Here is a 19,895-nt window from a genome sequence, read left to right as displayed (position 1 = left end):
TAGCCTGCATTTGCAGACCAGCCGAGAGCAGCTTCCAACACCAAATTGATGCTATGCTGGCGCATTACCGCAATTTAGAAGCCATCCGCCACATCAGACATGCCCCGTATCGTTATATCTACCCTCAACGCCCGATACATTCACACTGCTTTTGGCTTACGCTATCTCTACGCCAACATGGGCACGTTGCAAACGGACACGGTCTTATTAGAATTCGGCATCCAGCAGCGCCCAATCGAAATTGTCGAAAAACTACTGCAACAACAAGCGCGGATTATCGGCCTTGGCGTTTATATCTGGAATGTGGCGGAAATCAGCGCCGTGATAGCCATCCTGAAACAAGTCGCACCGGAAATTATCATCGTACTTGGCGGGCCGGAAGTCAGTCATCCGCCCGATTTACCAAGCATTGCCGAATCGGCGGACTATGTCGTCACCGGTAACGGCGAATTAAGTTTTCCGCAATTATGCCGGCAGTTGCTGTCAGGATTTAAACCAACCGAAAAAATCGTGGCTGGCGAGATGGCCGCATTGGACACCCTGGCGTCGCCATATCCACACTATACGGAAACCGACATCCGTCAACGGATTATCTACGTGGAAGCATCGCGCGGCTGTCCGTTCAAATGCGAATTTTGCCTGTCGTCGCTGGACACTACCGCCAAACCGTTCAACTTAAACGGCTTTTTGCGCGAAATGGAAATTCTATACCGGCGCGGTGCACGACACTTTAAGTTCATCGACCGCACCTTCAATCTAAAAGTAGACAACAGCGTTGCTATCCTTGAGTTTTTTTTGGCTCGCTTGAGCGAAGATCTATATTTGCACTTTGAAGTGATTCCGGACAATTTGCCTGAACGTCTGAAGCAGGCCATCAGCCAATTTCCGCCCGGTGTACTGCAATTTGAAGTGGGTGTGCAAACCTTTGATCCTGCCATCCAACATCTGATCAGCCGCAAACAGGATAACCAGAAGACCGAAGCCAATTTAAGCTGGCTCCGGCAACATTCCAACGCCCATATTCATGCCGATTTAATTGCCGGCCTGCCTGGCGACACTCTTGCCGGCTTCGGTGCCAGTTTCGACAAACTGTTTGCACTCAACCCCCAAGAAATTCAGGTCGGGATTTTAAAACGCCTGCGCGGCGCACCAATCAACCGACACAATGAAGCGTACCAGCTACGTTATGACCCGCTGCCACCCTACGCCATTCTCAGCACGCGAGATATAAGTTTTACTGACTTGCAACGTATTACGCGATTCGCCCGCTTTTGGGATTTAATCGGCAACTCAGGCCGGTTTGCCGCGAGTTTGCCGCTCATTGTCGCCGAACAACCGTTTACCCGCTTTTTACAATTCAGCGATGCGCTATACGCCTTAACGGACAGTACCTGGCAAATTGCTTTGAAACGCTTATTCGAATTAACCTACTCGGTCATGACTGACACACTATTTGTACCACCAGCCGAAGCGATGGCAGCGTTAGACGAGGACTATCGAAGGAGCGGCGAAAAAAGTCAGCCGGCGTTCTTACAACAAGCCGCAACAGTGTTCGCGACGAAGCGCGGTGTGGCGAATAAACGGCAAACTCAACACCTATAAACTTGCTTGAGCTTGAATAACATGAAGAGGCTTAAAGGTATTGAGTTCACCCATCCGCGCCCGGCAACGGTCGCACGGTTGCATAACCATCCCGATAGCTAGGGTACAAAAAGCGGTAACCCAAGGCCTTGAGCCTGGTGTTGCGACAGCGTTTGTTTTGTGGGGCATCTGGAGCTAATAACAACGGTGGAGGCTGAGGACAAGCAAATTGTTCGGCCAACCAACTCATCACTTCCCAAAGCGGGGCCGGCTCATCGTCGGTCGCCAGATAGCAAGGCTCCAAGGCTACACCCGCGAGTTGTTTTTCCAGTAAAAATAACAACACCGCCACACAATCCTCCGAGTGAATGCGGTTGGTATAACTGGGCGGTTGCTGTTGGATGCCCTCCCCTCGCTCCACTCGGCGTAATAACCAATCACGACCCGGCCCATAAATTCCGGAAAAACGCACGACGCAACTGCGGTCACTCGCAATCCACAAGCGTTTCTCCGCCGCAGCCAGCCGGCGGCTCGTGGCGCTAGCCGGTTCAGTGACACTGGTTTCATCAACCCATTCGCCACGATTCTGTTCGTAAACACTGGTTGACGACACCATCAACCAAAAAGGTGATGTTTCAGCTGCCGCAAAATGCGCTAACAAATTGCGCAAACCAACATCATACAGCGCTTGATATTCCTCAGCCTGTCGGCTATCGGGAGCTACGATAAATATCACCGCATCAAAGCTGCTTGGTAAAGTAACCAATGACGAGGCCAATCTTATATCGGCAATAAAAATGGGAAACGGGGTCGAGGCAGCCGGCGCGCTGCGCTTCAACCCGGTTACCTGATGCCCCTGCTGGTGCAAGCGCAAAGCCACCGGATAGCCAATATCTCCACAACCGATCACTAGTATTTTCGCCATAGTATTTACCCAAGATAATCTGCACACCGCCTATTATGGCCTGCCGCAACAAGATAAACGCTATAAAAACCGTGTCTCGAACGCATTCGAAAATGAGTGCGCTGATTTTAGTGCGTTGCCGGATTTGCTCACAACTTTGTGTAAGCACTTATGAACAAACCGGCCTCTGTTCAATAGGCATAAAAAAACCGGGTGGAGTACTGGACTCCAACCGGCCTAAAAGCCCAATGATAGCTTGGGATTAAACGACCTGTTTACGACGACCTATATACAGAAAGCCCATCAACGCACTTGTCATAAACCATACAGAAGCGGGGAGAGGCACGCTAGTGACAGGATTTTGATTAGCGGCTGCTTTCAGATCAAATCCAAACAGAAAGCTTAAGTTGTTGGTAATCACGCCAGGTTTTACAAAGGACAACAAGAAGGTATTAGGAGCGCTCAGCTCGTAATTACCGGCTTCGCTAACCCAACCGCTTGCTGTCAACAGGCCCAATTTAAAAGGGCTAGCAGAGGCAAAGCTACCTACACCGTTAAAAGTGTACACAGGTGCATCAGCAGCCAGATCAGCGGTAGCAGCAAAGATACCGAAGGTGTCACTTGAAGTAAATGGGAATGCACTAGAACCGAAGGAGATAAAATTACTATCGCCGTCAGTAGCTTCCCAAATGATGCCTGCTGAGCTTGCAGTCGAAACTGCAAACAGGCAAACAGCAAGCCAAAGTTTTAAAGATAAAAGCATTTTCATGGATTGTTCCCCATTTTCACTTACGTTAACAAACGGCTATCCTTTAGCCACCTTATACTCCGAAGCCGATATTGCATAACAACATCAGCTTTAGCAGAGTTCTGTCTGCTTACTACGAGTCTTCAACTCTCGTAAGCCGCTACTGCCGAACATTCGTTGATCGCAAGGCAATAGCTCAAAATGGTTAATCCCTGAAACAGAGATCAAGTTCAATAGATGAATTGATATATTCAAACGACTTTACTTAAACGGCGCTTTTTACAAAGGCATGGCACCCACTTGAATAACCTGGCTACATTAGGGTGCATACCCCTTCGGCTTTCTCCCTAGACTTATCCCTATACAACGGCATAAACCACTGAATGCAAGCCCCGCTACCCACCACCAATCGCTCCCAACTCTACCGTGCAATATAATGCGCCACAATCCATTGCTAAGACAGAAACGCCTTCCATCTTTATGAATAGTCGTGCATCTGTCGGACAAATCGGTTGTTCAAAACTAAAAACCGCAATTAGAAATTGGGTATGCCGAGATTCTACAGCCGGCAACTTAATCCTTTATTAACAAAATATTAAGTTTTGATTAAAGCCTTTAACGAACGATGCTTTGCTGGCTGGGCTACCACCCTGTAAGACCAACTATTGAAGTTTATCAGCGAGCCAAACTGGCATGAATCATGGCCGCTACAAGACTCATAATGAAGATAGCGGATGCGCAGAAAAATAAGCTCGCACGGGAAAACTATTTCAAAACGCCATCAGCGTTGAGCGCACATGGGAGTTGGATTTGCAAAAAACTATGCCTCATACCCAGACTTTAAACTGGCGTTTGATGCAACGATTGCGAGAGCTTTGGTCAACCAAAAGCAGTCCGTAACGGCTGTTATGGCGTCCCGGAGACGATTCGAACGCCCGACCTGTCCCTTAGGAGTGCGCTTCAAATCAAAAGCCACCACAAAGCACAACAAAACATAACAATAAAAATCAGATACTTACTTGCAACCATCTTTGCCTAGCTTTTGTTATTTGTTATGGATTTTTGTGGCTTAGTGTGACGTGAGTGTGACGCCGTAGTATACTTAAACCCGCAAACAAAACGGGCCTGATGACGCTACCAACATCACCAAGCCCTGACCGACTCACTTAACGAACAGGGTTAAGCAATGGCTGAGGGCATCATACCAAAACGCCGATTGCTGTCCCATAGGCGGCAACATGGCAAACATACGCAAGCGCACCACCAAAACCGGCGAGACCTACTATACGGTGCAAATTAGGCTGAAAGGCTGCCCGCCACAAAACGAAAGTTTTAACCGCCTGACCGATGCACGCAAGTGGGCGCAATTAACGGAAGCGGCAATCAAGGAGGGCCGGCACTTCAAAACAGCCGAAGCTAAAAAGCACACGGTAGTGGAGATGATAGACCGATATGCAACCGATGTAGCCCCCAACAAATTCAAACCTAACGAACTACGCATACGCGGCCCGATTCTCGAATGGTGGAAATCTGAAATAGGCTACCTTCGACTGTCCGATTTGAGCATCACAGATTTTGTGACCTGTCGGGATAAGTTAGTAAACCATGGCGGCAACAAAGGTAAGCCGCTAGCCGCTGCGACCGTCAAACGCCACTTTGTCGCAATCGGCCACGTTTTGAAAATATGCCACTTAGAATGGCGATGGATTGAGAAAAACCCGCTCAAGGATGGCATCATTGAAATGCCAGAGTTGCCGCGCGGTATCGTTCGTTTTTTGGATGACGGCGAATTATCCAGACTAACGGCGGCATGCAAGGATTCGCCAAACGAATTGCTTTACCCCGCCTTTGTGTTGGCTATATCCACAGGCATGCGGCAATCGGAAACCATGAACCTGTATTGGCGGGAACCGGAAAGCCCGCCGACCGAAACCGCTTGGGGCGTGGTCAATCTGTCCGAGTCCTGCATCATTCTGCACGCAACCAAAAACGGCGACAGGCGGCGCGTACCGTTAGCCAATCAAGCGTTGGCCGAGCTGCAAAAACTGAGCAAGGTTAGACGATTAGACACGGCTTTAGTCTTTCCCTCTCCCACTCACCCACACAAGCCCATCGAGCTAAAAAAGGCGTGGTTGAATGCCTTACAATGCGCCGAAGTTAATAATTTTCGCTGGCACGACCTTAGACATTGCACGGCATCTTATTTAGCAATGGGCGGCGCGTCCATGGTCGATATTGCCGCCGTCCTTGGTCACCGCACCCTGGACATGGTGAAGCGTTACGCGCACTTGTCAGACGGCCATATTGCCGGCGTAGTAGAACGCATGAACAGCCGGATATTCGGCGCTAACCCTTAGCCCATAGGAACAACCATGAACGCCATCCCATTTGACACCCTGCAATTTGCCAACCGTCTAAAAGCTGCGGGCTTTAGTGACGACCAAGCGCAAGTATTAACCGAGCTACAGCGCAGCGCCACTGACAGCACCCTTGAACAGGCGCGCCATGATTACCATTTAGACGACGTGGCCACCAAGCGCGATTTGAAAGAGATTGAAACCGCGTTGCGCCATGATATTGAAATGCTCAGAGCTGAAACAGGACGGCAAATTGCCGAAACCGGCAGACAAATAGCGGAAACCAAGGCGGATTTAACACGCTGGATTATCGGCGCTGGGTTTCTGCAAACCAGTTTGATTATTGGCGTATTGCTAAAAATCGCCCACCTGATTTAGTCGCGCGAGAGCCCAACCATGATGACTTTAGAACTCGACGACGAAACCGCTGGCGTACTGGCCGAGCTGGCCGAGCAACAGCAACTAAGCCCTGCCCAGCTGGTTAAAACCGCACTACTCGACTACCTGGAAGATAGCCAAGACGCCAAGCGTGCAGAAGCCGCTTACCAGCGTTATCTGGACAGCGGAAAAATCTCCCATAGCCTAGATGATGTGGTGAAAGCCTTTGGCCTGGACAATTGAGCTATCGGACGACGCCAAGCGGGACTTGCAGAAATTGGACAAGCCTGTACAAAAGCGCATCGTTACCTTTCTGCAAGAGCGCATCCAATCCACAGACAACCCGCGCACCAGTGGCAAAGCCTTGCAAGGCAATTTGTCCGACCTCTGGAGGTATCGCGTCGGCGATTATCGATTGCTGTGCCAAATCCAAGATGATGAATTGGTGGTACTGATAATCGAGATAGGTCACCGTCGGGAGATTTATCGATGAATGCCACGATTTTCAGGGGAGAGTGATGTTTAACACAGACGATTTTTTTAAAGAAAACCCGATAGAGCCGGAAACAGTCTTTGAGCACAAAAAGCCTATCAACGCCGATAAGTTTTCGGTCGATGCTTTGCTTGAAAATAGCGTCAGTATGCTCTTTGTAAAAGCAAGAATCGAAAATGACTATTTCTCACAAGGTCTTTACAAGGTTGAATGGACAAAACAGCTAGAGAAGGAGCGCGACCGCTTGTCGAATCTGCCCGGTCGCTCTGAGTTCGATAATTCGAGACTAGAGCGAATCAATAAAAAAATTAGTGTCTTTCGGAAGTGGGCCAATTCAGTCGATAGTAAACCTACAGAAAAAGAATCTCACCCTTCGCACGACTGGCAAGACAACACAACTCTTACCAAACTAGAAAAGCAGCACAAAGCGATATTAGAGGTTATCAAGCAAAAAAGACTTTCACCAATGGCAATCCCAGACGGAGATAAAGGGATAATTCAGCAGCTTTGCGAGCATGATTACCCATCGCTGTTCGACAAGGAAAGTAGTTTTGAAACAGCATGGAAAAAAGGCCGCAAGCTGTTCATGATGGCAAACCACGCCAGTTTTGCAAGACGTAGTAAAAAATAGTCCCACGAATTACCACCTTTTACTACATCGTTTTACTACCCACCTAACCGGAAAAATTACCCCAAGCCGCAAACAACAACACCAAGCGGCGAAACATCAATCTTTATCAAAATTGAATGTAAGGGGTAATTCATGACCACTACAGCAACACAACCCGCCAACCGCTTAATTCCTGTTCCTGAATGGAACAAGCACCACTCGTGGCCACCACAAGGCGGATTACGTCACTTAATATTTAACGAGAAAACTAACGGTTTTGCGACTGCGTTTAAGCGTGTTGGCCGTCGAGTTTTAATTGATGAAGCCGAGTTTTTCGCTTGCGTCGAACGTCAAAATCAAAGGGGTAAAAAATGAAACTATCCCCGCGCGAAAAAAGAGTAGCAATCGCTCTATTAAATAATCCGATTATGCGCGAGAACCTGGACAACATCGCCGGATGCTCAAACGGTCCTGAGTTGGTGGCAGGGTTGCGTAGAAAGGGCTTGTCGGTTCCGTGTGACCGTGTAGAGCGTTTCGACAAGGACGGCAACTCATGCTATCCAGGCCAATACAGCTTTACTGCCGAAGATAAGCAGATTGTACGCAACTGGCTTTGAGGTGGAATTGATGTTGCAATCATTGCGCGACTCTATGCAAGCGGCGGGTTTCGACCCGCCCGATAACATCCAGCCCAGTAAAACAACGCGATTTTCCACCAATGGCAAACGCTCGGACTTGTCCGGCTGGGTTCATTTATTCGCAGACGGCCAAGGCGCGGCGTTTGGGTTCTGGCGCTCTGGTAATCAACACGTATGGCAAGCAAAGCGGGATAAACCCTTAAATTCAGCCGAGCAAGCCGCCTTTAACCGCAGCATTAAGGCGGCTACGAAAGCAGCCCAGGACGAACGGGAAGCCGGATATAAACAGGCCGCAGCAAAAGCCCTGATGGAATGGGAAGCGGCAACCCCAGCGGATGAAACGCACCCGTATTTAATGAGGAAAGTTATTAAGCCGCACATGGCGCGCGTGGATAGTAACGGCTCTTTGGTGCTGCCGGTTTATGGTTCTATTGGCGAATTGCAAAGCCTGCAACGTATCGCGCCAGACGGCCAAAAACGCTTTTATAGCGGCGGTCGTATGTGTCGTGGGCATGTGTGGCTAGGCACACCGGAAAACGGCGCTACGCTGTTATTATGCGAGGGTTTCGCCACTGCTGACACTCTGCATAGGGCAACAGGATATGCGGTCTGTGTGTGCTTTTCTGCCGGGAATTTACGCAGTGTGGCCGAAGATTTGCGGAATCGTTACCAATCCGCGCGCCTCTTAATTTGCGGCAATGATGACATACAAACCGAGGGCAACCCAGGACGCAGCAAGGCAACCGATGCGGCTCAAGCTGTAGCCGCTGCCGTGGTATTTCCACCCTATGGCGGGGACTTTAATGACTTGGCACAATCTGCCGGACTAGATGCGGTACGGCGGGAAATTGAGCAGGTATTTGAAGCGCTGCCCACCACAAAAACATGTTTTGCAGTTCCGGCGTTATCAGGTACGGATGTTCGCGACGGCACGGCAAGCACTAGACCACTATCTGAGCTTGGCAACGCCTCCCGATTGCTAGATGCTCACGGAGGAAATCTGCATTATGTCCACGATGCCAAAGCCTGGCTACATTGGCGTGATGGTGCTTGGATGTGGGACGTTGACGGCGCAACAGTAAGAGGCTTAGCCGCAAGATTACCTCAGCAGATTTACACCGAGGGCGGCTTACACTTGGCCGACGCCCAGCATTTTGCTAAATGGGCGCGCACATCGCAGAAAGAACGCACCATTGAAGCATCTGTGTCGTTATTGATGGACTTCGACACGGTACGCTTGCCGCTGGCGCTTATCGATGCTGACCCGTTCCGTTTAGCCTTAGATTGTGGTCGTGTATCACTAGACCTGAGAACCGGAACCACTAGGCCCGCACAACAAAACGACTTTATAACCAAGTCGCTGAACGTCAAGCAGTTGGGCAAATCTAAAGAGGCACGGCGCTGGCTGGCGTTTCTATCGCAAATCTTTGTTTTCTGCTTTGGCTTGGGTGCAAACGGTAAAAGCGTTTTGGCTGATACCATCCGATTTATCCTTGGTGATTATGCGCGCGCCATCGCTGCCGAAACATTAACCGAATCGAAACGGCAAGCCGGCGGGGCTACACCAGACCTAGCCGAGTTGATAGGTGCTAGGCTGGCTATGAGTTCCGAAACCGAAGATGGTGCAGCATTGGCCGAGTCATTTATAAAAAGCCTTGTGGCAGGCGACACCATGACCGCACGGAAGCTTTACGCCGCACCCTTCCAATTTACGCCACAATTTAAACTGATGATGCTAGGCAACCATAAGCCCATCATCAAAGGCAATGATTACGGCATATGGCGTCGAGTTAGGTTAGTCCCATTCAAAAGGACGTTTACACCGGAACAACGCGACCCTGCGCTATTAGACAAACTAAGAGCCGAATCCCCGCACATCTTAGCGTGGATGGTAGAAGGCTGTATTGAGTGGCAGCGGCGCGGTTTGGTTGATGTGCCTGCCACCATCAGGCAAGCAACAGGCGACTATCAGGACGAACAGGACTTGGTCGGGCGTTGGCTGGCTGAGTGCTGCCGACAGTCACCAAGTTTTGAAACATCATCGACCGATATTTACAGCAATTATAAGCAATGGTGCTTCGATAACGGTTTAAAGCCAGCCAGTAACATTTCACTTGGTCGGCGGCTTGGTGAACGGGGATTTAATAGCCGTAGGTCCAGTGGATTAACGCTTTGGGCAGGCCTTGCCGTTAAGGAAGCCAACTATTCCGGCAACTATAAAACCGCCCGCGGTTGGTAAACGAGTGCAGATAGTGCAGATAAATCCCATTTTCCCAAAGTTTTCTTATATTTTATTTCCGTGAGGACTTTACTAAAAAAGGCTTTTATCTGCTCTATCTGCACTTTCAGATTATTAAAAACTGTGAAACAAGCAGGATTTGAACAGATGGCAAATACCAAATTCAAACCCGGCCAAAGCGGAAGCCCGGCAGGCCGACCCAAGGACAAAACCCCGGAGACATTGATTAGAAAAACGATTTCTGACGATATGCCGGACGTTGTAGAAAACTAGTCGAATTCCAGGGAAGGCGATGTACAGGCCACAAATAGGTGAAAACATGCGAACGGCCTAATTTCCAAGCAAATCATCCATTTCGTTGAAGGCTTTGGTTTGCAACGGAAGAGTTATGTTGATAAATTAAACGCAGTTCAATTATGAATTATCAGAACTCTAACAGAGCGATAACAGAAGTTTGCGATGCCAACGCCTAAATCCAAACCCGGACAGTCGGGAAACCCTAACGGCAGGCCCAAAGGCAAATCAGCGGGCGGCATGGTGCGTAAAGCGATTGAGGAACGCCGCGAAGATATATTGAAAGTGGTGATGGATGCCGCGCTCAACGGCGACCTGCAAGCCTGTAAGACGCTGTTAGACCGCATTGCTCCAACGCTGAGACCGGTGGCGGCGAGCGTGGCAATTACCCTGAACAAGTCCGCAGGATTGGCCGAGCAAGGCGCGGAAGTTGTCAATGCGGCGTTATCCGGTAATGTCCCGCCTGACGTTGCCAATCAGCTAATTTCCGTTCTGACTCATCAAGGCAAGCTGATTGAAACCACCGAGCTAATTGCCAGAGTTGAAGCACTAGAGAGTAGACAATGAGTTTGCAAGCCCGACTCAGTCATTTGGAAAATCTGCATTCAATCAATCCACCGAAAATGCCGGAAGGATTAAGCCCGATGGAGCAGTATCTTTGGATGGTGCGCCAACCCGCAACCGCATCTGAAAAACCGGTTAACAAAACTAGTGGATTGTCACCGGAAGAAGCCTATACCTGGATGTTGGCAGCATGAACTTAGATAAGCGAATCTGTCAGATGGAACAGCGGCAGAATGCCCAACAATCCTGTATTCGAATTTCTCGATTTATCGTTGACCCTGGCGCTGAAATCTTTGGCTACGAATGCGAAGGGGAAACGATTCGACGCGAGCAAAACGAATCGGTAGTGGCCTTCTCGGGCCAGCGATGCCATTTTCTGGCCGACCTACACAACTATCAAAATCTTTTATCCCCTTGCGAGGTAAATTCAATGGCGTTGCAAAATAGACTGCACAAGCTTGAGCGAAAGAATTGCCAATCCGGCCCGGTCTTTATCATTCTTGAGCAGGGTAAAACTGAGCAGCAAGCCTTGCAGTGTCGTTACCCTGGAAAAAAGTCGAAGCACGTTTTCTATCTCGATGAATTCGATGTTCGAGCTTAGGGCTTGGTAAATCGGGTGATTGAGGCCGAAATTAAAATATTATGCGATTTGGCGCTCCTTCTTATTGTTAAATTGTCTGGGCCAGGAAAGATTACAATGACAGTTGCTAACGATTAATTAGGCAAACTACTCAGACGGGACGACATAAATGGGGGCATTCGAATGTGGATTACCTGCTCCGTATGGATTATTAATACTGTCTGGCGAATATTTACTTCCATATCTACCGTAGGGGTTCGAAGTGGAATCAGAATCGTAGGGATTATGCTCAGGCGTCCTCGGTAATTTCCTTCGCTATCGTAAAGTTTTGGTGCGTCTGTGGCATAAGGATTTGTGTGCGATTTATTGCTGTAGGGGCTACCGTATTCACTGTAGGGATTTTTTAACCCATCGGACTTGTACGGGCTACCAGCACCATATGGATTGTCTAAGCAGTTCGGGTCATATGGACATTCTGCCGATACCATTATTGGGAACCCTACAGCGGCAAAAACGGTGCTAATGAATATTTTCTTGATGTTCATAACGAACTCCTTTGTTTGTCCAACGTAAAAGTAAGGGTTTTAATCGTAGCCCCTCTAGTCAAAGGGCTTTAATATTTTGCAATACAGAATCACCTTCTAAATTTAAGCAAACGTATTGAAAAAACCCCAGTTAACAGGAACCAAAGGGCGCTAGGCAACGGAACTTCAGATAATTGTCCTGGTGCAACTACCCAACTGTACAAGTGATTCGTTTTATTATCGTTGGTTTGAGCGCCGTCATAGGTGTAGAACATGCTCGAATTAATTGGGTTTGGCAAATACTCAGAACCGTACCAATACGCAAATTTCACGCTGTGAAAATAATCATTTTCTGGGATAGCTTGGCTTGCAATACCTCCCAGTTCTTTATAAAAAAGCTGTCCTATTTCACCGTCTAATTGACTGTATCCTTGATTTGCATAATCGCTAATAGTTGGCAATCGCCATTGGTTAGCACCTGCATAGTTTGTTGTATTTAAGTAATTAACAAATGCTATGGCTCCGTACCAAGTCATTAATCCACCCGCAAGGAAATCGTAGCCCGTCACTTTGTACCTTCCAGAAGGATTAAGGTTTCCTTCGGGAAAAGAATATTCTCCATCAAAGTAATTTGGCGTATCGTAGATATAAGGTGTATCGGAAATTATTGAATTAATGAAAGATGGTGCAATCTGTCTGGTCTCCATTGTGTCAAATAAATTTGCATCAGCAAGCCAAGTCACATCACTAACGCTGCTATAAACCAAAGCCACGCCGTTGGAGGTGTACGGGATTAAAGTCGCATTGGCCCCTGTCGATGCTAAGCCGACCAAAACGCCTAGTATTTTCTTGATTTCCATAACGATTCCCTTGGCTTGTGGTTAATCATAGGGCAATCATGCCGTAACCCCACAACAAACGGCAAAACAAAGCAACTTCGTTCTAACGCCAATTTTTTCCTATCGAAGATGACAGAAAACAAAATCTTGAATGAAATTCGCAAGGCAAAACGCGTCGCTGTTTTGTCAGGAGCTGGCATGTCGGCAGAAAGCGGCATCGCCACCTTTCGAGACGCGCAGACCGGGCTTTGGGAACGCTACGACCCGCAACGTTTGGCAAGTCCTCGCGGTTACGAGGAAGATAAAGCTTTGGTCTGGGGTTGGTACGAATGGCGCAGAATGCACGCACTCAAGGCCCAGCCGCACGCCGGGCACTTGTCATTGGCGGAATTGGCAAGGCGGTTCGAACAATTCTCTCTGATTACGCAAAACGTGGATGACTTACACGAACGCGCCGGCAGCAATGACGTTATCCACCTGCACGGCAGTTTGCATAAGCCACGATGCAGCTATTGCGGGAATCCCTATCAACACCCGGAGGGCATACCGAATGAACCCGAGGGCGGCAGGCGCGTTGAGCCACCAGTGTGCATAATTTGCGGCAATACCATTCGCCCTGGAGTAGTTTGGTTTGGCGAATCTTTACCGGAAAAAGCCTTAAAGCAAGCTGCGCAAGCAGTATCCAAATGTGAGGTGTTTATTTCCGTCGGAACATCTGCGCTTGTTTGGCCGGCAGCCGGTTTGTCCGATATAGCCAAGCAGCACGGCGCAAAGGTAATTCAAATCAACCCCGACGAAACCCCGCTGGACAGCAAAGCCGATTTCAATATGAAAGCGAAAGCCGGGGACGTTCTGCCCAAGTTATTGAACGGCCTAAAAGCCAAACCATCTAACCGAATTGGTTAGCGTTTATTAAGTAGAGAAATCAGGTAGGTTTTTGAGGCTTTTTATTTCTTAGCGTGACGTGAGTGTGACGCAGAGCGTTTTAAGTTTTTATTAATCAGCACAAGACATTGATTTATATGGCGTCCCGGAGACGATTCGAACGTCCGACCTGTCCCTTAGGAGGGGACCGCTCTATCCTGCTGAGCTACCGGGACCTTAGCGCGTGATTTTACCACAGGCCAAAAGACTAGGCTTTCTGTTTTCTAATCACCACGCGCTCAAGTGAAGTGATGAAATAGGACAGCTTGGATTGGCTTTTTGCAGACAGATTTTCGAATAATCCGCCGATTTGCACTTTGGCTGATGCCGCCGATACCGGCTTTACAAAGCGTACGGACAGATCAAAATCCATAACATAATCTTCAAAGGTGATTTGGCAGTTTTTTACGGTATCGCCGCGCTGAACCCGCGCCCTATTAACGGGAACGGTAATCCCCGCTCCGCCTCTGGATAAATCGAACAGACTACCTCCGACCGAAATACCCGTGCGCTGCACAACGCCGGAAAACGGAATATCGATACTGCTAATTTCCAGACGAGGGGTGCGCCGCCGCTGGGGATAAAACACGCGATCAGGGAACGGGGCTTTGTAGTAATTGATTCCCCTTGAATGACCGACTTCGATTCCCGCCAGATTAAACGATAAATGGATACCCTTATGAAAGGTAGAGAGTTTCAGCGAGCGATTAAGCAACAGAAAATCGTTGCCGTGTTTAGGCATCAGTTCGTCGAGGATAATGACCTTCTTATCCAGTTTGACTGCCAATATTGAAGAACTAAAGTCCTCGCCCTCAACCTGAACGGTACATAGCGGCGAACTATTTTCAATTTCCCCCAGCAATTTGGCAATCTTGTCGGAATCGGTAATAAAGTTAGGGTTCTCAAAACTCAATAGCTCGTCATCGTCATCGTGAGCGGGCTCCGTCGGCAACGGTTTTGAAAATAAATGCTTGAGTTTTCGCAGCATATGAGCGACCTGTCTGGTTATTCGTCGCTCAGTCTACACCGAAATTAATGTATGCGAAAACAGCTCGTTGCGGGTAACGCCATCAGGCCCGTAGGTAGCGGCTAACGGCGACTTGCCTCTTAAGATTTGCAGTGATCTTTGCGTATGTCGACTCAATAACGCAATGCTGGCACCGTTTTGTTCGTTAATTGTGCGACAGGTTTGGGAGAGCCTAACGATGTGATTCCAATAATTCCAGGACTCGGAAATATTGATACCGGCGGATTTAGCTTTGACCAGATAGGCTTTCATGCCATCGTTACTCACCACCAGTTGCTCGGTGGCGAGTACCTGCCCAAGTTGCTTGGTGAATTGCTCAAGCTGGGCAACCAGATCTTTTTTGTGGGTAGCGATTGCCGATATGGCATCCGCATCGGTTTTTTGTTTCAGGTTTGCGGCTTCGGCGTTCAGCAGCTCGTGCAAACTTTGCGTTGCTTTTAAACCGTTATTTAGTAGTTTTTCGGTGATTTGATAAGTTTTCTCTATCATGACGTCATGTGCTATTGGTTAGTTGACCTTCAAATTGCAACATTTTCTCGGCAACGCGCTCGGCGTTGACTTGATAGCTGCCGTCCTGCACAGCGGCTTTTATGGCCGCCACACGGTCTTCGTTCACCACGGGGGCGGTAGCGCTTGCAGCAGTTGCCGATTTAATGTCCAGAGCGGTCGCTGTGATGTTGACTGTGTCCGTGGAGGCGCCGCTGACGGGCTTCTCTTTAAGTTCGGCCGAGTCCTTAACCGCTGGTTTTGCCGGTAGCGGTGTGCTAACAGATTTGCTGGTGATAGGGTCGATAGCCATGACGGTATTCCTAAATTAGTTTTATCTGTAGCATTTAGCGGCATCATCATAAATTCCTTTAACGCTTTATCAAAAATAAACCGATACCTGACCGGAATCCACCACGGTGGCCTGGATTACCCGTTGCGAAGACAAGTTTTTTACATTGATTTTCTGACCTTTGGCGCCATCCGCCATCGCCGTGCCAACCGCGCTAATCAGCACTCCGGCCTTGCCTGATTGAATATTTACCCGCTCGCCGCGCTTCACCAATGTCAACTCGGTAACGTGCTGCTTGCTTAACACACTGCCGGCGGGAATGTTGCGTACCGCCTGCTTATCGACGACGTCATCCAGCTCGGTCAGATAGCCCTGCTGCAACAAGCCGATATCGCGGGTTTCCGTAGTCAAATATTCGGCACGAATCACATCATTGCGCTGTAATGAACGATTCAGGACCAGTACGTCTTTAAACGACCTTACCGATACCATGCTGTAAATCGTCCAGCCTCTTTCGCCCTGGCATCGCACCCCCACCGTATTCCTGCCCGGCTTTATTTCGCCGGATTGGGTAAATACTTGTAATGGTTGTTCGCACTGCGGCAATTGCAAACGCGGATCAATTTGCGCTCCGCCTATTTCGTACTTGCCGCCTGGAGCAAGATTGGTGCTGATGTATTGGTTAACCGCATCCTGGATTAACGGCACCGACTGCATCGGCCCCGCTAACGCTGTTTCGCAGACCAACAGCCAAATCACTCTCAAATTTTTGATCTTCATTGCAGTCGCCATTTTTTTGACTTTTGCAAGAATACAGCACGAAACATACCAGTAATTTTATAAAGTAAAAAAAAGCAAAGTGTCTATAATTGCAAGCAGTATATTTCAGGGGGTTTTATGGCCGGAGTCTTAGACGGAGTCGATCAGCGCACCAAACTAGCGGGGCACAACAGATTCGAACTCTTGTTGTTTAAACTTGTTAGTAAACAACGCTTTGGGATTAATGTTTTCAAAGTTCAGGAAGTGATTCAATGCCCGCCCTTAACGCAAATTCCCAATTCACATTCGGTGATTTGCGGCGTGGCCCACCTGCGCGGTAAAACCATTCCCGTACTCGATTTGTCGATGGCTATCGGCATGAGACCCTTGGTCCGCGACGCCGGCTGCTACGTCATCGTCACCGAATACAACCGTTCCATTCAAGGCTTTCTGGTCGGCTCGGTAGACCGGATCATTAATATCGGTTGGGAACAAGTAAAAGCCCCACCTACCGGCACCGGCAAAGAAAGCTATCTAACCGCAGTGACTGAAATCGACGGTGAGCTGATAGAAGTGATTGACGTCGAAAAAGTCATGAAAGAAGTCATCGGCGGCCGCGAAGAAGCTTCTGCAGAAATCATTGACATGGAAGTAACCAGCAAAAACGATCATATCTTGGTAGTGGACGATTCATCGGTGGCCAGGAACCAAGTTAAACGGGTCTGCCAGCAAATCGGCATCGAATGTACGCTGCTAAAAGACGGCCAAGAAGCCTGGGATCATTTAAACGCGCTGGTGGCCGACGGCATCGATATTCAGGACAAATACTCGATGATCATTTCCGATGTAGAAATGCCGCGCATGGACGGCTATACCCTAGCTACCAAAATCAAGGCCGACCCCAACATGAAAAAAATCTATTTGATTTTGCATACTTCATTAAGCGGCGTGTTTAACACATCAATGGTCCAAAAAGTCGGCGCTAACGAATTTCTGGCCAAATTTGACCCAGACTCGTTGATGAATTCCATTCAGCATCAGCTCAAACTTTATCATGCAGCCCATTCCTGACCGATACTCGAGACGCCGTCCAGCCGCAAAGCTTAGACATGTTGAACCAGGCTGAACCGGGTAGTCCGGCGGGTAAAATTATCGACATTTCCGCCGCGGAGTACCAAACCATACAACAATTCCTCAGCCAGAGCTGCGGCATCGAGTTGGGCGACAGCAAACAATACCTGGTAAAAAGCCGATTATTGCCCTTGATGGGCAAATTTGAATTCACAAGTTTCGCTGAACTAGCCAATAGCCTGCAATCCGCGTCATTTTCCTCGCAAAAAATCAAAAGCGCCGTCATCGACGCGATGACCACCAACGAAACTTTCTGGTTTCGCGACGAACGGCAATTCGTCGAACTCAAAGACCAAGTCCTACCCAACTTGCTAAATCGCAAAAACGGCAACATCAGAGTTTGGTCCGCCGCGTGCTCATCCGGCCAGGAACCCTACTCGATAGGCATCTGCGCCCTGGAAGCCATCAGAGCCTCCAGCAAATCCCGCTCCGTGCAAATTATCGGCACGGACATCTCGGAAGCTATCCTCGAAGAAGCCAAGCGAGCGGTTTATTCAGAAGCCGCACTATCTCGCGGCCTGGATAGCGCGGCAAAAGCCCGGTATTTCCACAAAAATTACGACGGCTACTTACTTAGCCCGGAAGTCAGCCAGCTCGTGCGTTTTCAACAATTCAACCTGCTCAAATCGTTCACTGCCTTGGGCCGTTTTGACCTGATCTTCTGTCGCAACGTCCTGATCTATTTCTCCGATCAAGTTAAACGCGACATCCTCTCCCGTATGGCTGACAGCCTGGAACCCGGCGGCTATCTGTTTCTAAGCAGTACCGAAGCGATGCCGACAGGCTTAAACAGCTTTGAATTGGTTCGCTCCGGCTTAACCAGCTACTTCAAAAAAGTCGGTTAAGTCGCTCGTCAGTTTATTGACGACTTAACACAACGGCAGCATTTTGCCGCCCCGCCCGAAACACTGTTTTTTGACACTCTCGCCATCCCTCAAATCCGCTACACAAATGAAATAACAGCACATTTATTTTATGGCACATATACTGCTTTAAGGTTTAAAAAACCCAAAGGTGGCAATTATGGCTATTAATTTCGACAGTGCCTTAGGCATTCATCCGCAAGCATTAGCGTTGCGCGAAAAGCGCAGCGAGATTCTGGCGTCAAACCTGGCCAACGCCGACACGCCCGATTACAAAGCCCGCGATCTGGACTTCAAGTCGGTGTTTCAACAAACCCTGGCCGGGGCAGGATCAGAGCTGAAACGCAGCCAGCAAGGCCATCTGTCTAGCCAGAATAATGTACTCGGCGCAGACCTGCTGTACCGCAATCCGCAACAAGCCTCGCTGGACGGCAATACCGTCGAATCGCACATCGAACAAGCCAAATACGCAGAAAACGCCGTGCAGTACGAAGCCAGCTTACGGTTTATCAACAACAAGTTTTCCGGCCTGATGTCGGCCATTAAAGGAGAATAACCATGTCTGCATTTCGCATCTTCGATGTCGCCGGCAGCGGTATGAACGCGCAAAACCTGAGACTCAATCTGGTCGCCAGCAATATTTCCAACGCCAACAGCGTCAGCAGCAGCATTGATCAGGTCTACAAATCCCGTCAACCGGTGTTTGCCGCCGAACTGAAAAATGCAATGGACAAGAACAGCACCGCCAGCGGCGTCAACGTGCTGGGCGTCGTCGAAAACCAAGCGCCGCCGGTGATGGAATATGCCCCCAATCATCCGTTGGCGGACGCGACCGGCTACATCTATAAATCCAACGTCAATACCGTGGAAGAAATGGCCAATATGATGTCCGCTTCCCGCTCCTACGAAAACAATGTAGAGGTGTTGAATACTGCTAAAAACCTGATTTTGCAAACCCTGAAAATGGGACAGTGAGGCATTTATGACCAGCGCAATAGACACCTTTAAAAGTCTCGGCTTGGCCACTACCAGCTCCGACACATCAAGCGGCGTAAAAAAACAAAGCTTGGGGCAAGACCAGTTTCTGAAACTGCTGACCACGCAAATGACGCATCAAGACCCGATGAAGCCCATGGATAACGGCGAATTTCTTGGCCAGATGGCGCAATTCAGCACCGTATCGGGTATTCAAGATCTACAGGCTTCGTTCAAAGAGTTTGCCAGCTCGCTCAGCTCAGACCAAGCCCTGCAAGCAGCCGGCTTGGTTGGCCGCCATGTTTCGGCACCCTCCAAGGAAGCATTGCTGGGTGCCGGCGGCAGCGTCTCGGGCGATTTCGAAATGCCCAGCAGTTCGCCGAATGTCAGCGTGAAAATCATAGACCCGCAAACCGGCGCCACCATCAGAGAAATCGATATGGGCGCACAGTCGGCGGGCACTACCACCTTCGAATGGGACGGCAAAGACAGCAATAAACAATTTGCCGACCCCGGCGTCTACAAAATTCAAGCGGAAGCCAAAATTGACGGCGTCAATACGGTATTAGCCACCAATATTAAATCGCTGGTGAAAAGCGTGACGATGGGCAGCGGCAGCAGCGGCCTGCAAGTCAATCTGGACGGCGTCGGCACCGTAAAATTCAGTCAAATTAAACAAATCTTGTGAA

The 19,895-nt window shown here is 49.0% G+C and carries 27 protein-coding genes and 1 tRNA gene; 19 read left to right on the top strand and 9 right to left on the bottom strand.

Annotation, left to right across the window (positions count from 1 at the left end):
* Positions 1-99 precede the first annotated feature (99 nt).
* Positions 100-1,602 carry a B12-binding domain-containing radical SAM protein gene (locus CWO84_RS09750; protein WP_033159284.1) on the top strand — a complete coding sequence of 501 codons (1,503 nt, stop codon included), beginning with the start codon at positions 100-102 and terminating at the stop codon, positions 1,600-1,602.
* A gap of 46 nt (positions 1,603-1,648) precedes the next feature.
* Here CWO84_RS09750 and CWO84_RS09745 read toward each other — a convergent pair whose 3' ends face one another.
* Together CWO84_RS09745 and CWO84_RS09740 are read right to left on the bottom strand one after the other, a co-directional pair.
* Positions 1,649-2,506, bottom strand: coding sequence for an SDR family oxidoreductase (locus CWO84_RS09745; protein WP_033159283.1), 858 nt, complete (start codon positions 2,504-2,506; stop codon positions 1,649-1,651).
* A 241-nt stretch (positions 2,507-2,747) separates the two neighbouring features.
* Complete coding sequence (locus CWO84_RS09740; RefSeq protein ID WP_033159282.1) at positions 2,748-3,254, bottom strand: hypothetical protein; 507 nt, start codon at positions 3,252-3,254, stop codon at positions 2,748-2,750.
* Positions 3,255-4,471: 1,217 nt separating this feature from the next.
* Here CWO84_RS09740 and CWO84_RS09735 point away from each other — a divergent pair.
* The 12 genes from CWO84_RS09735 to CWO84_RS09685 all read left to right on the top strand — a co-directional run bounded on the left by CWO84_RS09735 (position 4,472) and on the right by CWO84_RS09685 (position 11,407).
* Entirely contained in the window at positions 4,472-5,590 is a 1,119-nt protein-coding gene (locus tag CWO84_RS09735) for a site-specific integrase (protein WP_033159281.1), read from the top strand.
* A gap of 15 nt (positions 5,591-5,605) precedes the next feature.
* Entirely contained in the window at positions 5,606-5,968 is a 363-nt protein-coding gene (locus tag CWO84_RS09730) for a DUF1640 domain-containing protein (protein ID WP_020483227.1), read from the top strand.
* 18 nt (positions 5,969-5,986) lie between these two features.
* Positions 5,987-6,211: a DUF6290 family protein gene (locus CWO84_RS09725; RefSeq protein ID WP_033159280.1), complete on the top strand. Its 225-nt coding sequence runs from the start codon at positions 5,987-5,989 to the stop codon at positions 6,209-6,211.
* Positions 6,195-6,461: a type II toxin-antitoxin system RelE/ParE family toxin gene (locus CWO84_RS09720; RefSeq protein WP_033159279.1), complete on the top strand. Its 267-nt coding sequence runs from the start codon at positions 6,195-6,197 to the stop codon at positions 6,459-6,461. The genes CWO84_RS09725 and CWO84_RS09720 overlap by 17 nt, the downstream gene beginning before the upstream one ends.
* A 25-nt stretch (positions 6,462-6,486) precedes the next feature.
* The gene (locus CWO84_RS09715) at positions 6,487-7,092 is read left to right on the top strand and encodes a hypothetical protein (protein WP_033159278.1); all 606 of its coding nucleotides are present in this window, start codon (positions 6,487-6,489) and stop codon (positions 7,090-7,092) included.
* 132 nt (positions 7,093-7,224) lie between these two features.
* The gene (locus CWO84_RS09710) at positions 7,225-7,446 is read left to right on the top strand and encodes a hypothetical protein (protein WP_084153541.1); all 222 of its coding nucleotides are present in this window, start codon (positions 7,225-7,227) and stop codon (positions 7,444-7,446) included.
* Entirely contained in the window at positions 7,443-7,688 is a 246-nt protein-coding gene (locus tag CWO84_RS09705; protein WP_051670503.1) for a hypothetical protein, read from the top strand. The genes CWO84_RS09710 and CWO84_RS09705 overlap by 4 nt, the downstream gene beginning before the upstream one ends.
* A 328-nt stretch (positions 7,689-8,016) precedes the next feature.
* Complete coding sequence (locus CWO84_RS09700; RefSeq protein WP_165385986.1) at positions 8,017-9,948, top strand: phage/plasmid primase, P4 family; 1,932 nt, start codon at positions 8,017-8,019, stop codon at positions 9,946-9,948.
* 147 nt (positions 9,949-10,095) lie between these two features.
* Positions 10,096-10,221 carry a DUF5681 domain-containing protein gene (locus CWO84_RS24910; protein WP_225892913.1) on the top strand — a complete coding sequence of 42 codons (126 nt, stop codon included), beginning with the start codon at positions 10,096-10,098 and terminating at the stop codon, positions 10,219-10,221.
* Positions 10,222-10,407: 186 nt separating this feature from the next.
* On the top strand, positions 10,408-10,809 hold the full coding sequence (locus CWO84_RS09695) for a DUF5681 domain-containing protein (RefSeq protein ID WP_101052431.1): 402 nt from the start codon (positions 10,408-10,410) through the stop codon (positions 10,807-10,809).
* Complete coding sequence (locus CWO84_RS09690) at positions 10,806-11,000, top strand: hypothetical protein (protein WP_033159275.1); 195 nt, start codon at positions 10,806-10,808, stop codon at positions 10,998-11,000. The genes CWO84_RS09695 and CWO84_RS09690 overlap by 4 nt, the downstream gene beginning before the upstream one ends.
* A complete protein-coding gene (locus tag CWO84_RS09685; protein WP_033159274.1) occupies positions 10,997-11,407 on the top strand; it encodes a hypothetical protein in 411 nt (136 codons plus the stop codon). Before CWO84_RS09690 ends, CWO84_RS09685 begins: the two co-directional genes overlap by 4 nt.
* A 113-nt stretch (positions 11,408-11,520) precedes the next feature.
* Here CWO84_RS09685 and CWO84_RS09680 read toward each other — a convergent pair whose 3' ends face one another.
* Entirely contained in the window at positions 11,521-11,931 is a 411-nt protein-coding gene (locus CWO84_RS09680) for a hypothetical protein (RefSeq protein WP_201799003.1), read from the bottom strand.
* A gap of 89 nt (positions 11,932-12,020) precedes the next feature.
* Complete coding sequence (locus CWO84_RS09675) at positions 12,021-12,770, bottom strand: DUF1566 domain-containing protein (RefSeq protein WP_033159273.1); 750 nt, start codon at positions 12,768-12,770, stop codon at positions 12,021-12,023.
* A 108-nt stretch (positions 12,771-12,878) separates the two neighbouring features.
* Between CWO84_RS09675 and CWO84_RS09670 the strand changes: the two genes are divergently transcribed.
* Positions 12,879-13,655, top strand: coding sequence for an NAD-dependent deacylase (locus CWO84_RS09670; protein WP_033159272.1), 777 nt, complete (start codon positions 12,879-12,881; stop codon positions 13,653-13,655).
* Between the two features lie 117 nt (positions 13,656-13,772).
* Here the strand turns inward: CWO84_RS09670 and CWO84_RS09665 are convergent.
* From CWO84_RS09665 to flgA, 5 genes are all read right to left on the bottom strand, one after another.
* Positions 13,773-13,849 (bottom strand) — tRNA-Arg (locus CWO84_RS09665).
* 32 nt (positions 13,850-13,881) lie between these two features.
* Positions 13,882-14,661, bottom strand: coding sequence for a flagellar brake protein (locus CWO84_RS09660; protein WP_101052430.1), 780 nt, complete (start codon positions 14,659-14,661; stop codon positions 13,882-13,884).
* Between the two features lie 33 nt (positions 14,662-14,694).
* Positions 14,695-15,189, bottom strand: coding sequence for a flagellar protein FlgN (locus CWO84_RS09655; protein WP_033159270.1), 495 nt, complete (start codon positions 15,187-15,189; stop codon positions 14,695-14,697).
* 4 nt (positions 15,190-15,193) lie between these two features.
* Positions 15,194-15,499: a flagellar biosynthesis anti-sigma factor FlgM gene (gene flgM / locus CWO84_RS09650; protein WP_101052429.1), complete on the bottom strand. Its 306-nt coding sequence runs from the start codon at positions 15,497-15,499 to the stop codon at positions 15,194-15,196.
* Positions 15,500-15,568: 69 nt separating this feature from the next.
* Positions 15,569-16,258 carry a flagellar basal body P-ring formation chaperone FlgA gene (gene flgA / locus CWO84_RS09645; RefSeq protein ID WP_101052428.1) on the bottom strand — a complete coding sequence of 230 codons (690 nt, stop codon included), beginning with the start codon at positions 16,256-16,258 and terminating at the stop codon, positions 15,569-15,571.
* A gap of 117 nt (positions 16,259-16,375) precedes the next feature.
* Here flgA and CWO84_RS09640 point away from each other — a divergent pair, with 117 nt between their 5' ends.
* The 5 genes from CWO84_RS09640 to CWO84_RS09620 all read left to right on the top strand — a co-directional run bounded on the left by CWO84_RS09640 (position 16,376) and on the right by CWO84_RS09620 (position 19,894).
* Positions 16,376-17,308 carry a chemotaxis protein CheV gene (locus tag CWO84_RS09640; protein WP_020483236.1) on the top strand — a complete coding sequence of 311 codons (933 nt, stop codon included), beginning with the start codon at positions 16,376-16,378 and terminating at the stop codon, positions 17,306-17,308.
* A gap of 38 nt (positions 17,309-17,346) precedes the next feature.
* The gene (locus CWO84_RS09635; protein WP_101052427.1) at positions 17,347-18,213 is read left to right on the top strand and encodes a protein-glutamate O-methyltransferase CheR; all 867 of its coding nucleotides are present in this window, start codon (positions 17,347-17,349) and stop codon (positions 18,211-18,213) included.
* Between the two features lie 178 nt (positions 18,214-18,391).
* Positions 18,392-18,787: a flagellar basal body rod protein FlgB gene (gene flgB / locus CWO84_RS09630; RefSeq protein WP_033159267.1), complete on the top strand. Its 396-nt coding sequence runs from the start codon at positions 18,392-18,394 to the stop codon at positions 18,785-18,787.
* A gap of 2 nt (positions 18,788-18,789) precedes the next feature.
* Positions 18,790-19,206, top strand: coding sequence for a flagellar basal body rod protein FlgC (gene flgC / locus CWO84_RS09625; RefSeq protein ID WP_033159266.1), 417 nt, complete (start codon positions 18,790-18,792; stop codon positions 19,204-19,206).
* Positions 19,207-19,213: 7 nt separating this feature from the next.
* Entirely contained in the window at positions 19,214-19,894 is a 681-nt protein-coding gene (locus CWO84_RS09620) for a flagellar hook assembly protein FlgD (RefSeq protein ID WP_101052426.1), read from the top strand.
* Position 19,895 lies beyond the last annotated feature (1 nt).

Source organism: Methylomonas sp. Kb3 (assembly GCF_002834115.1).
Lineage (GTDB): Bacteria > Pseudomonadota > Gammaproteobacteria > Methylococcales > Methylomonadaceae > Methylomonas > Methylomonas defluvii.
The sequence above is the reverse complement of the archived record's forward strand: the minus strand, read 5'-3'. Positions and strand labels throughout refer to the sequence as shown.

Coding starts and splice junctions, on each gene's coding strand:
- flgA (WP_101052428.1), bottom strand. CDS start 16,258: ATGAAGATCAAAAATTTGAGAGTGATTTGGCTGTTGGTCTGCGAAACA.
- CWO84_RS09675 (WP_033159273.1), bottom strand. CDS start 12,770: ATGGAAATCAAGAAAATACTAGGCGTTTTGGTCGGCTTAGCATCGACA.
- CWO84_RS09690 (WP_033159275.1), top strand. CDS start 10,806: ATGAGTTTGCAAGCCCGACTCAGTCATTTGGAAAATCTGCATTCAATC.
- CWO84_RS09655 (WP_033159270.1), bottom strand. CDS start 15,189: ATGATAGAGAAAACTTATCAAATCACCGAAAAACTACTAAATAACGGT.
- CWO84_RS09705 (WP_051670503.1), top strand. CDS start 7,443: ATGAAACTATCCCCGCGCGAAAAAAGAGTAGCAATCGCTCTATTAAAT.
- CWO84_RS09750 (WP_033159284.1), top strand. CDS start 100: ATGCCCCGTATCGTTATATCTACCCTCAACGCCCGATACATTCACACT.
- flgM (WP_101052429.1), bottom strand. CDS start 15,499: ATGGCTATCGACCCTATCACCAGCAAATCTGTTAGCACACCGCTACCG.
- flgB (WP_033159267.1), top strand. CDS start 18,392: ATGGCTATTAATTTCGACAGTGCCTTAGGCATTCATCCGCAAGCATTA.
- CWO84_RS09745 (WP_033159283.1), bottom strand. CDS start 2,506: ATGGCGAAAATACTAGTGATCGGTTGTGGAGATATTGGCTATCCGGTG.
- CWO84_RS09685 (WP_033159274.1), top strand. CDS start 10,997: ATGAACTTAGATAAGCGAATCTGTCAGATGGAACAGCGGCAGAATGCC.
- CWO84_RS09680 (WP_201799003.1), bottom strand. CDS start 11,931: ATGAACATCAAGAAAATATTCATTAGCACCGTTTTTGCCGCTGTAGGG.
- CWO84_RS09670 (WP_033159272.1), top strand. CDS start 12,879: ATGACAGAAAACAAAATCTTGAATGAAATTCGCAAGGCAAAACGCGTC.
- CWO84_RS09620 (WP_101052426.1), top strand. CDS start 19,214: ATGACCAGCGCAATAGACACCTTTAAAAGTCTCGGCTTGGCCACTACC.
- CWO84_RS09735 (WP_033159281.1), top strand. CDS start 4,472: ATGGCAAACATACGCAAGCGCACCACCAAAACCGGCGAGACCTACTAT.
- CWO84_RS09715 (WP_033159278.1), top strand. CDS start 6,487: ATGTTTAACACAGACGATTTTTTTAAAGAAAACCCGATAGAGCCGGAA.
- CWO84_RS09635 (WP_101052427.1), top strand. CDS start 17,347: ATGTTGAACCAGGCTGAACCGGGTAGTCCGGCGGGTAAAATTATCGAC.
- CWO84_RS09640 (WP_020483236.1), top strand. CDS start 16,376: ATGGCCGGAGTCTTAGACGGAGTCGATCAGCGCACCAAACTAGCGGGG.
- CWO84_RS09710 (WP_084153541.1), top strand. CDS start 7,225: ATGACCACTACAGCAACACAACCCGCCAACCGCTTAATTCCTGTTCCT.
- CWO84_RS09695 (WP_101052431.1), top strand. CDS start 10,408: ATGCCAACGCCTAAATCCAAACCCGGACAGTCGGGAAACCCTAACGGC.
- CWO84_RS09725 (WP_033159280.1), top strand. CDS start 5,987: ATGATGACTTTAGAACTCGACGACGAAACCGCTGGCGTACTGGCCGAG.
- CWO84_RS09660 (WP_101052430.1), bottom strand. CDS start 14,661: ATGCTGCGAAAACTCAAGCATTTATTTTCAAAACCGTTGCCGACGGAG.
- flgC (WP_033159266.1), top strand. CDS start 18,790: ATGTCTGCATTTCGCATCTTCGATGTCGCCGGCAGCGGTATGAACGCG.
- CWO84_RS09740 (WP_033159282.1), bottom strand. CDS start 3,254: ATGAAAATGCTTTTATCTTTAAAACTTTGGCTTGCTGTTTGCCTGTTT.
- CWO84_RS24910 (WP_225892913.1), top strand. CDS start 10,096: ATGGCAAATACCAAATTCAAACCCGGCCAAAGCGGAAGCCCGGCAGGC.
- CWO84_RS09730 (WP_020483227.1), top strand. CDS start 5,606: ATGAACGCCATCCCATTTGACACCCTGCAATTTGCCAACCGTCTAAAA.
- CWO84_RS09700 (WP_165385986.1), top strand. CDS start 8,017: ATGGAATGGGAAGCGGCAACCCCAGCGGATGAAACGCACCCGTATTTA.